General features: G+C 71.1%; 7 protein-coding genes. 4 read left to right on the top strand and 3 right to left on the bottom strand.

Going from position 1 to position 9,138, the window contains the following annotated elements:
• Positions 1-160: 160 nt before the first annotated feature.
• From AB0D18_RS32255 to AB0D18_RS32245, 3 genes are all read right to left on the bottom strand, one after another.
• Positions 161-574 carry a RidA family protein gene (locus AB0D18_RS32255; protein WP_362426596.1) on the bottom strand — a complete coding sequence of 138 codons (414 nt, stop codon included), beginning with the start codon at positions 572-574 and terminating at the stop codon, positions 161-163.
• On the bottom strand, positions 571-1,350 hold the full coding sequence (locus AB0D18_RS32250) for an IclR family transcriptional regulator (RefSeq protein WP_362426594.1): 780 nt from the start codon (positions 1,348-1,350) through the stop codon (positions 571-573). Before AB0D18_RS32250 ends, AB0D18_RS32255 begins: the two co-directional genes overlap by 4 nt.
• Positions 1,351-1,426: 76 nt before the next feature.
• Positions 1,427-2,494: a sugar kinase gene (locus AB0D18_RS32245; RefSeq protein ID WP_362426592.1), complete on the bottom strand. Its 1,068-nt coding sequence runs from the start codon at positions 2,492-2,494 to the stop codon at positions 1,427-1,429.
• A gap of 81 nt (positions 2,495-2,575) precedes the next feature.
• Here AB0D18_RS32245 and AB0D18_RS32240 point away from each other — a divergent pair, with 81 nt between their 5' ends.
• From AB0D18_RS32240 to AB0D18_RS32225, 4 genes are all read left to right on the top strand, one after another.
• Positions 2,576-4,000 carry an amino acid deaminase gene (locus AB0D18_RS32240; protein WP_362426589.1) on the top strand — a complete coding sequence of 475 codons (1,425 nt, stop codon included), beginning with the start codon at positions 2,576-2,578 and terminating at the stop codon, positions 3,998-4,000.
• A gap of 17 nt (positions 4,001-4,017) precedes the next feature.
• A complete protein-coding gene (locus AB0D18_RS32235) occupies positions 4,018-5,619 on the top strand; it encodes a D-aminoacylase (RefSeq protein ID WP_362426586.1) in 1,602 nt (533 codons plus the stop codon).
• A gap of 194 nt (positions 5,620-5,813) precedes the next feature.
• Complete coding sequence (locus AB0D18_RS32230; RefSeq protein WP_362426583.1) at positions 5,814-7,682, top strand: LamG domain-containing protein; 1,869 nt, start codon at positions 5,814-5,816, stop codon at positions 7,680-7,682.
• A 238-nt stretch (positions 7,683-7,920) separates the two neighbouring features.
• Entirely contained in the window at positions 7,921-9,132 is a 1,212-nt protein-coding gene (locus AB0D18_RS32225; RefSeq protein ID WP_362426580.1) for a pyridoxal phosphate-dependent aminotransferase, read from the top strand.
• Positions 9,133-9,138: the final 6 nt, after the last annotated feature.

Here is a 9,138-nt window from a genome sequence, read left to right as displayed (position 1 = left end):
AACCCTGCGGGGCTTCAACCCTGCGGGGCTTCAACCCTGCGGGGCTTCAACCCTGCGGGGCTTCAACCCTGCGGGGCTTCAACCCTGCGGGGCTTCAACCCTGCGGGGCTTGGGCCCTGCGGGGCTTCGGCCCTGGGGCGGGCCGAAGCCGAGTGGGCTTTTAGCCCAGGACGGCGAGGGCGTCGATCTCGATGAGGAGGCCGGCCGGCAGGCCGACGTACACCGTGGTGCGGGCCGACGGGGCTTCCTTGAGGTCGGCGAAGTACTCGTTGTAGATCGCGTTCATCTCGGCGAAGTGGTCCACGTCGGTCAGGTAGACGCGCAGCATCATGACGTCTTCCCAGGTCGCGCCGCCCTCTTCGAGGATCGCCTGGACGTTGGCGAAGGTCTGGAGGGTCTGCTCGCGCAGGGTCGGGCCTGCCGGGGCCGGGGCCTGGCCCTCGGCGGCCGGGAGGAAGCCGACCTGGCCGGCGACCTGGAGCAGGTTGCCCTTGCGCACTCCGTGCGAGAACTTCGCGGGCGGGGCGGTGTGCGTGGACGGGGTGATCGCGGTCTTCGTGAGCTTGTCGGTCATGAACTTGCCTTTGCTGGTGGAGTGTTGGGGTTCTGTGTCGTACCGGAGTACTCGCGGCTGATCGCCTCCGCCGTGCGGCGCACCAGCGGGAGGAGGGTGAGGAGCTCCTCCCGGGTGACGACGACGTTCGGTGCGGACACCGACATCGCGGCGACGAGATTGCCGTCCGCGCCCCTGATCGGCGCGCCGACGCAGTTGATGGACTCCTCGTGGCCGCCGAGGTCGGTGGCCCAGCCCTGCTCCCGTACGAGCGCCAACTCCTTCAGGAAGGCTGCGGAGTTGGGCGTGGAGCGGGACGTGTACTGGGGGTATTCGAGCTTCTCCGCGAACTCGCGCCGCTCCCCCTCGGGAAGGTCGGCGAGGAGGAGTTTCGCGACCGCGGCGACGGTGATCGCGACGGGCTTGCCGATGCGCGAGTACATCCGTACCGGGTAGCGGCTCTCCACCTTGTCGATGTAGAGGACCTCCCCCTCCTCGCGGACAGCGAGGTGGACGGTGTGTCCGCACTCGGCGTTGAGCTCCTTGAGGTAGGGGTGCGCGATGTCGCGTACGTCGAGGTTCTCGACGGCCTCCTGGGCGAGCGCGAACAGCCGGGCGCCGAGCCGGTAGCGCTGGTCCTGCTGCCGGTGCACGAGGCCGTGCTCGTGGAGGGTGCGCAGCAGGCGCAGCGCCGTCGACTTGTGCACGCCGAGCCGCGTCGCGACCTGCCCGAGGTCGGCGGGCCCCTGCGCGAGCAGGGGAAGAATGCTGAGCGCGCGATCGACTGTCTGACTCATGCTCGTACCTCGCTGCGCTCGGCCCGGCGGCCTTCGTCCGGGACGCCCCTCTTGAGTGTTCGCTCGCTACGCTCGTTCACGCCGTCCATACCTCCTGGTGCGGCCCGGTCTCGGTCCATCCGGGGCCCAGACGAAGTCTCCCCCAGGCGTCCGCGTCGAGTGCCGCCAGTTCGTCGGCGTGGTGCCGGGCGGGCACCGCGGCCACGTCGCCCGGCACGGTGAGCGCGGCGGCCGCGGTGAGGTGCCCGTGCCGCAGCCGCAGCGGTACGTCGAGCCCGCGCAGGGTCGCGGAGAGGAACCCGGCGGCGAAGGCGTCGCCCGCTCCGACCGGGGCGACGACGTCGACCCGGGGGGCAGGGACGTGGTGGATCTCGTCGCCCCCCTCTTCACCGGCAGGACCTTCCGCGAAGACCGTCGCTCCCGACGCGCCCTGCTTGACGACCAGGACGGCCGGTTCCGGCAGGGCCTCGCGGACCGCGCGCACTCCGCCCCGTACGCCCCAGGCCGCCTCCGCCTCGTCCTCTCCGACGAAGACGAGGTCCGCACCACGGGCCAGGTCGAGCAGCACGCGGGCGCCTTCCTCGGACGAACTCCACAGTCCGGGGCGGTGGTTGACGTCGAACGAGAGCAGCGGGCGGTCCTCGGCAGGAGTGCAGAGCGTACGCATCAGGGCCAGGCAGTCGGCCGACAGTGCGGCAGTGATACCGGACAGGTGCAGTGCCCGCGCACCGAACAGCGCCTCGCGCTCCACCGTCTTTGGCGACATCGCGGAGGCCGCCGAGCCCGCCCGGTAGTAGGCGACCTCGTGCGTGGCGTCGTCGCGGTCGTCTGCGGTGCGGAAGTAGATGCCGGTGGGGCGGTGCGGGTCGCGGTGGACGTCCGACACGTCGACGCCGTACGCGCCGATCGCGTCCAGCAGATGGGTGCCGAAGCCGTCCGCGCCGACCCGGCTGACCCACTTCGCCCGGTGCCCGGCCAGGGCGAGCGCGCAGGCCACGTTGGACTCGGCGCCGCCGATGGTGCGGCCGAAGGACGGCACGTCGGCGAGACGTCCCGGGCGGGAGGGAAGGAAGGTGACCATGGACTCACCGAGGCAGACGACGTCGACGGTCTGGATACCTGAACCTGACTGTTGTGCGGACACGGCTCGGATGTTAGACATCGGGGAGCGATATACGCAATGGGCGTTGCATTATTTGCAACAGCCCTGAGGGAGGAGCCCGCCATGGGAGCCGAGCAGGGAACAGCCGGGCAGGGAACAGCCAAGCCGGGCACAGCCAAGCCGGGTACAGCCAGTCCGGGTACAGCCGAGCCGGGAACGCCGGAAGTGCGGCAGTTCGCCCAGGAGCCGGTGCGGCAGCTCGCGCAGGAGCCGGTGCGGCAGCTCGCGCAGGAGCCGGTGACCCACCGTTTCAAGGCCCTCCCGCCGGACGCCGAGGCCGCCGGGCTGACCGTCGGCGAGCTGGCCGCCGAGCGCCGCAACATCTTCGACGGCGGCTTCACCACCCCGCTCCTCGCGCTCTCCGCCGAGTCCCTCGACCACAACCTCGCCCTCCTGGAGACGTACGCCGAGCAGCACGGCCTGGCCTTCGCCCCGCACGGCAAGACCTCCATGTCCCCGCAGCTCTTCGCCCGCCAGCTGGAGCGCGGCGCGTGGGGCATCACCGCCGCTGTCCCGCACCAGGCGCGCGTCTACCGGGCGTACGGGATCCGGCGGATCTTCCTCGCCAACGAGGTCGTCGACCCCGCCGCACTGCGCTGGCTCGCGGGCGAGCTGACCGCCGACCCCGACTTCCGCTTCATCTGTTACGTCGACTCGGTGCGCGGCGCCGAGCTGATGGACGACACGCTGCGCGCGGCGGGCGCCACGCGTCCGCTGGACGTGGTCGTGGAGCTGGGCGCCGGCGAGGGCGCCCGTACCGGGGCGCGCACCCCGGCCGACTGCGCGCGGGTCGCCGACGCGGTGACCGTCGCCGAGAACCTGCGGCTGGTCGGTGTCGCCGGGTACGAGGGCGAGGTGCCGCAGGCCGACGGCGATCGGGTGCGGTCCTGGCTGCGGCAACTCGTCTCGCTGGCGGTCGAGTTCGACCGGGCCGGCTACTTCGAGGACTCCGACCCCGAGGAGATCGTGCTCAGCGCGGGCGGCAGCGCCTGGTTCGACGCGGTCGCCGAAGTCTTCGCGGAGGTCCCGGAGCTGTCCAGGCCGTGGCTGAAGCTGCTGCGCTCCGGTGCGTACGTCTCGCACGACGACGGCCACTACAAGGAGCTGACCCCCTTCAACCGGGTACCGGAGGAAGGGGAGTTGCAGCCGGCGTTCCGGCTCTGGGCGCAGGTGGTGTCGCGGCCGACGCCGACGCAGGCGTTCGTCAACGCGGGCAAGCGCGACGCGGCGTACGACCTCCACCTGCCCGAGGCGCAGGTCGTACGCTCCGCGCGCGACGGCAAGATCCGCCCCGCGACCGGCATCGCGGTCACCGGTCTTTCCGACCAGCACGGCTGGCTGACGACGGACGAGAGTGCCTCGCTCGACGTCGGCGACTGGGTCGGCCTCGGCCTCTCCCACCCCTGCACCATCTTCGACAAGTGGCAGCTGATCCCCGTCGTCGACGCCGACGGCACCGCTGTCGACTTCGTCCGTACGTTCTTCTAGAAGGGCCGGCCACCTCCATGGATCTCGCGATACGCGGCGCCCTGGTCGTCGACGGCTCGGGCGGCGACTCCTACCGCGCGGACGTCGGCATCACCGACGGCCGTATCACCGCCGTCTCCGCAGACGAGCGGCTCACCGCCGCCCAGGTGCTGGACGCCGACGGGCTCGCCCTCTCCCCCGGCTTCATCGACATGCACGCCCACTCCGACCTCGCCCTGCTCCGCGACCCGGACCACTCGGCGAAGGCCGCGCAGGGCGTCACCCTCGAAGTGCTCGGCCAGGACGGGCTCTCGTACGCACCCGTCGACGACCGCACCCTCGCCGCGGTCCGGACCGCGATCACCGGGTGGAACGGCGACGGCTCGGACATCGACTTCGACTGGCGCACGGTCGGTGAGTACCTGGACCGGCTCGACCGCAACTTCGGCGGCCAGGGCATCGCGGTCAACGCCGCGTACCTGATCCCGCAGGGCACCGTCCGGATGCACGCCGTCGGCTGGGACGACCGGCCCGCCACGCCCGAACAGCTCGACCGCATGCGGCGGTTGGTGGCCGAGGGCATGGAGCAGGGCGCCGTCGGCATGTCCTCCGGGCTGACCTACACGCCCGGCATGTACGCCGACGACGCCGAGCTGACCGAGCTGTGCCGGGTGGTCGCCGCGTACGACGGCTACTACTGCCCGCACCACCGCTCGTACGGCGCGGGGGCGCTCGAAGCGTACGAGGAGATGGTCGAGCTCACCCGCACCGCCGGGTGCGCCCTGCACCTCGCGCACGCCACCATGAACTTCGGCGTGAACAAGGGCAGGGCACCCGATCTGATCGCCCTCCTCGACGAGGCGCTCGCCGACGGCGCGGACATCAGCCTCGACACGTACCCCTACACCCCCGGCTGTACGACGCTCGTCGCGCTGCTGCCGAGCTGGGCGAGCGAGGGCGGCCCGGACTCGATCATGGCCCGCCTCCAGGACGACTCGACGGCCGAGAAGATCCGCCACCACATGGAGGTGACCGGCGCGGACGGCTGCCACGGCGTGCCGGTCGAGTGGGACACCATCGAGGTCTCGGGCGTGTCCGACCCGGGCCTCGCGGGCTGCGTCGGCAAGACCATCGCCGCCTCGGCCGCCGCGCGCGGCGAGGCCCCGTGGACGACCGCCCGACGGCTGCTGATCAACGACCGCCTCGGCTCGACGATCCTCCAGCACGTCGGCCACGAGGAGAACGTGCGCGCGATCATGCGCCACCGTGTCCACACGGGCGGCAGCGACGGCATCCTCCAGGGGTACAAGCCGCACCCGCGCGCGTACGGCACCTTCCCGCAGTATCTGGGCCGCTACGCAAGGGACTTGGGCATCCTCTCCCTGGAGGAAACCGTCGCCCACCTGACCTCCCGCCCGGCCGCCCGGCTCCGGCTCCCCGACCGGGGCCTGGTCCGCGAGGGCTACCGGGCGGACCTGGTCCTCTTCGACCCGACGACGGTCGCGGCAGGCTCCACCTTCGAGGCCCCGCGCACGCTGCCGGTGGGCATTCCGCACGTACTCATCGACGGGAAGTTCGTGATGAGGGACGGGCGACGGACGGACGTGCTGGCGGGGCGGGCGGTGCGGAGGGCAGCCTAGGCAGACGCGACACGGGCGGGAAGGGGCCGGCAACTCGGCCGCCCCTTCCCGCCCTTCTTGATCGTCCCGTGATTCAAAAGCGTTGACGCACATCGATGCTCCCTACATATTGAGCGTGCTCTGTAGAGAAAACGTGAGAATCGAGTGTGCTCGTGGGGATACAGACAAGACGCCGCGGAAGCCGGAGAGCGGGGGTGACCGTCCTCGCCGTTGCGACCTTCCTGGGGCTCCCGGCCACGACGGCGGGCGCGGCCGGACAGCCGGCGGAGGACCTGCCGCCGCAGGCGCCGACCATCACTTCCCTGGGGCCGTACGAGGAGTGCGCGGCGCAGCTCTGCGCGCCGCACGGCGGACCGCGCACCGCGGGCAGGTTCACCTTCGCCCCGCAGTCCGTCGACACGGATGTGGTGCGCTACCGCTACCGGCTGATGGGCGAAACGGGAGCCCGCACGGCGGACGGCTCGACCGTGACGGTCGACGACGTGGTCCCGGGAACCTCCGGGGTCCAGGTGCTGACCGTCGAGGCGGGCGACCTGGGGTCCGGCGGAACGGTCCGGTGGGGCGCTCCCGCCGAGTTCCACTTCAAGGTGAGCACGCCGGGCGGCCCGGTCGGCCAGTGGCACTTCGACGACGCGGCCCCCGGGTCGACGAAGGTGACCGCCGCGGACAGCGCGACCGAGGGCCCGCGGCTCCCCATGACCCTGCATCAGCAGGGCGGCCGGGCCGCCACCTGGTCCGAGGCGGGGCGGCGCGGCGGCGAGGACCGTTCGCTGCGCCTCAACGACGATGTGAGCGACCCGCGCAAGCGTCTGGGGTACGCGGCGACGGACAGCGCGCCGGTGGACTCCGCACAGTCCTTCACCCTCTCCTCCTGGGTGCTGCTCACCGACGACACCGCGGACCGCGCCGTGGCCTCCGCCGCGGGTGCGTACGGATCGGCGTACCGGCTCTCGTACGCCAAGGACCTGAAGAAGTGGGTCTTCGGACGCGCGGCGGCCGACAGCCGCAGCAACCCCGTCGAGATCCGCTCGGTCGCCGACGCCGCCCCCGTCAAGGGCGTATGGACGCATCTCGCCGGAGTCTTCGACACCCAGGACGACACCGACCGGGCCAACGACACGGTCCAGCTGTATGTGAACGGGCGGGCCCAGGGCGCGCCGGTGGTCCTGTCCGGCACCACTGCCTCGTACACCCCGTGGACCGCGAAGGGCGCTCTCCAGATCGGCCGGGCCAAGTCGCTCGGGGTCTGGCGGGACCACTTCTCCGGCCGGATCGACGAGGTCCGGGTGTGGCAGCGCCCCCTGAACGCCGACGAGGTGCGCGAGGAGAGCGCACTGCGCGAGAACAGCAGTCCCAGGAACGCCCTGGTCGCCCAGTGGGACACCGCGTACACCGCGGGCGGTGCCGTTCCTGAGCGGACTCCCTACGCGACCGGAGCCCTGAAGCTCTCGCCGACCGGCGCGACGGCGCATCCGGCCGCACGCGACGTGACTCTCGACGGTGTCGGCGGGCACCTGAGCGTGCGAGGTCCCGCCGTGGACGAGACCGGCTCCTTCACGGTGACCGCGAAGGTACGGCTGGACGGTGCGCAGCTCGCCGCCAAGCCGGTCGGATACCGGGGCATCGTCTTCAGCCAGGCGGCGCCGGGCGGCAAGGAGTCGTCCTGGGCGCTGTGGGTGGACAAGGTGGACGAGGGCCTCTACGTATGGCGATACGGGCGCAACGCCGTCGACGCGCAGGGAAACGTGCGCGCGACCGCGACGGTGACCTCCTACGAGCTTGCTCAGCCCGACGAGTGGGTGCAGCTCACCGGCGTCTTCGACGCTCAGGAGCAGGCCCAGGACGGCGCCGGCCGGCTGCGCCTGTTCACCGGACTCACGGAGCAGGGCGCCCCGGCGGACTTCACCGTCCCGACGCAGGGCACCGGTGAGCTGAGCCTCGGCCGGGGGGCGGCGGACGGGACCGTGGGCCACTATCTGCCCGGTGCCGTGGCCGAGGCCCGGGTGTGGACCGGGGCGATGGGTGCGGGCGAAGTGGCGCACGAGGCCGTGGGCGCAGAGTGACAGAGGAGGCGGGCGCAGGGTGACGGGAAGAGGTGGGCGCCTAGTGATGTCCACCACCCTCCCGCACCGGCCGCTCCGTGTTTCGTAGCTGTGCGCCGGGGCCCGGCTCTCTTTTGCCGGGCCCCGGCGAGGGTCCGCTTTGCGAAGGAAGCCACGGCCGGCGGCGCCCGCGCCCTCCTTCGGGCCACCCGGCAGTATTCACGGGCATGCGGCGATACCCGCCCGTAAGCTCGCCGTCATGCAGGTGATCCAGTCGACGAAGCTCGCAAATGTCTGTTACGAAATCCGGGGACCGGTGCTTGAGGAGGCGATGCGGCTTGAGGCGGCCGGGCACCGCATTCTCAAGCTGAACACGGGGAACCCGGCAGCTTTCGGGTTCGAGTGCCCGCCCGAGATCCTGGAGGACATGCTCCGCAACCTCTCCGCCGCGCACGGGTACGGGGACGCGAAGGGGCTGCTGTCCGCGCGGCGCGCGGTGATGCAGCACTACCAGACCAAGGGAATCGACCTCGACGTCGAGGACATTTACCTTGGCAACGGTGTCTCCGAGCTGATCCAGATGTCGATGCAGGCACTGCTCGACGACGGCGACGAGGTGCTCGTCCCGGCCCCGGACTATCCGCTGTGGACCGCGTCCGTCTCGCTCGCGGGCGGCACCGCCGTGCACTACCGGTGCGACGAGCAGGCCGACTGGATGCCCGATCTCGCGGACATCGAGCGCAAGATCACCGACCGCACCAAGGCGATCGTCATCATCAACCCGAACAATCCGACGGGTGCGGTGTACGACGACGAGATGCTGCGCGGGCTGACCGAGATCGCCCGCCGGCACAACCTGATCGTCTGCTCGGACGAGATCTACGACCGGATCCTGTACGACGGCGCCACGCACACCCCGACCGCCGCGATCGCCCCCGACCTGATGGTCCTCACCTTCAACGGGCTCTCCAAGAACTACCGGGTGGCGGGCTTCCGGAGCGGCTGGATGGCGGTGTGCGGCCCGAAGGCACACGCCTCTTCGTACATCGAGGGGCTCACCATCCTCGCGAACATGCGGCTGTGCGCGAACATGCCGTCGCAGCACGCGGTGGCCACCGCGCTCGGCGGCCGGCAGTCCATCGACGACCTGGTGCTGCCGGGCGGGCGGATCCTGGAGCAGCGGAACACGGCGTACGAGCTGCTGACGCAGATCCCGGGTGTGACGTGTGTGAAGCCGAAGGGGGCGCTGTACCTCTTCCCGAAGCTCGACCCGAACGTCTACAAGGTCAAGGACGACCGGCAGCTGGTCCTCGACCTGCTGCGGGCCGAGAAGATCATGGTGGTGCACGGCACCGGGTTCAACTGGCCTGAGCCGGACCACTTCCGCATCGTCACGCTGCCCAACACGAAGGATCTGGCGGATGCGGTGACGAGGATCGGGAACTTCCTGGACGGTTACAGCCAGCACTGAGCGCTC

The sequence above is a fragment of the Streptomyces sp. NPDC048442 genome, from assembly GCF_040651475.1.
In the GTDB taxonomy this organism is placed as follows: Bacteria; Actinomycetota; Actinomycetes; order Streptomycetales; family Streptomycetaceae; genus Streptomyces.
This window is presented reverse-complemented; position numbering and strand designations above follow the sequence as displayed.

Excerpts from the sequence above, each read along its gene's own strand:
- AB0D18_RS32250 (WP_362426594.1), bottom strand. The coding sequence starts at position 1,350 with ATGAGTCAGACAGTCGATCGCGCGCTCAGCATTCTTCCCCTGCTCGCG.
- AB0D18_RS32225 (WP_362426580.1), top strand. The coding sequence starts at position 7,921 with ATGCAGGTGATCCAGTCGACGAAGCTCGCAAATGTCTGTTACGAAATC.
- AB0D18_RS32255 (WP_362426596.1), bottom strand. The coding sequence starts at position 574 with ATGACCGACAAGCTCACGAAGACCGCGATCACCCCGTCCACGCACACC.
- AB0D18_RS32240 (WP_362426589.1), top strand. The coding sequence starts at position 2,576 with ATGGGAGCCGAGCAGGGAACAGCCGGGCAGGGAACAGCCAAGCCGGGC.
- AB0D18_RS32235 (WP_362426586.1), top strand. The coding sequence starts at position 4,018 with ATGGATCTCGCGATACGCGGCGCCCTGGTCGTCGACGGCTCGGGCGGC.